Source organism: Granulicella sp. S190 (assembly GCF_009766095.1).
In the GTDB taxonomy this organism is placed as follows: Bacteria; Acidobacteriota; Terriglobia; order Terriglobales; family Acidobacteriaceae; genus Edaphobacter.
Genome location: NZ_LMUD01000040.1, coordinates 223,324 through 224,177, shown reverse-complemented (window position 1 = coordinate 224,177; position 854 = coordinate 223,324). Strand labels below are relative to the sequence as shown.

The following is an 854-nucleotide window of genomic DNA, read 5'->3' as shown; positions in this document are numbered from 1 at the left end:
CCGGACTCACCCTCAGCTATCTGCGCGGCCTCATGCTGCAGCACAAACCCGCATCGCTCAAGATCGCGACCTGCCTCGATAAACCCGAGCGCCGCCTCGTCCCCATCGAAGCGGACTATGTCGCCTTCAAGATTCCCAACCAGTTCGTCATCGGCTACGGCATGGACTACGCCGAGCGCTACCGCGGCGTCGAGGACATCCGCATCTTCCCCGCCGAAGTCGCCGGCCACTAAAGCCCTAAGCCACTAAAAATCCTGACTAAATACGACCACAAAACCTCCTGCGTCCCTGACGTGCGAAGCTTTATGGTCGTTTATAACTGCCCTAAGTTTTTTCTGCTTCACGAACGCCCAGGCATTCTGGAATAAAACTCATCACAATTACATAGACAAACGCTTGCCTGCATGGATAGGATGCTCTCCGCTTGGAGATCAGACGGATTTTGGGTTTGTGTCTTCAGGATGATCGAACTTCGAACTAAATACCAAATTCGAATCAGGAGACCACATGCAGAGACGCAAATTCCTCCCCGCCCCTTCACCCCAATGCCGCTCCATCCTTCGCCAACTCGGCTTAACCCTCGCACTCGTCTCACCACTCGCGGCCCAGTCCAGTGCCTCCGTTAGCATCACCCTTGATTCCACTCAACTGCGCCGAACCATCCCGAACGACTTTCTCGGGCTCTCACTGGAAGCAAGCTCCATTCAGTCAGCCAACAACAACGGGGTCGCGTGGCTTAGCGGCACTCCCACCGCCTATAGCGCCATGGTGCAGAAGATCGGCGTCGGCAGCATACGCATCGGCGGCAACTCTTCAGAGCGTCTGCCTTACCCCACCACACAGGACGGCGCAAA

The 854-nt window shown here is 56.2% G+C and carries 2 protein-coding genes; both read left to right on the top strand.

Going from position 1 to position 854, the window contains the following annotated elements:
* Nucleotides 1-233: phosphoribosyltransferase (locus tag GSQ94_RS18975; RefSeq protein ID WP_371417569.1), on the top strand; the 233-nt coding region annotated here is incomplete at its 5' end.
* Between the two features lie 274 nt (nucleotides 234-507).
* A partial coding sequence (locus GSQ94_RS18970) for a hypothetical protein (RefSeq protein WP_158945414.1) occupies nucleotides 508-854 on the top strand: 347 nt, incomplete at its 3' end.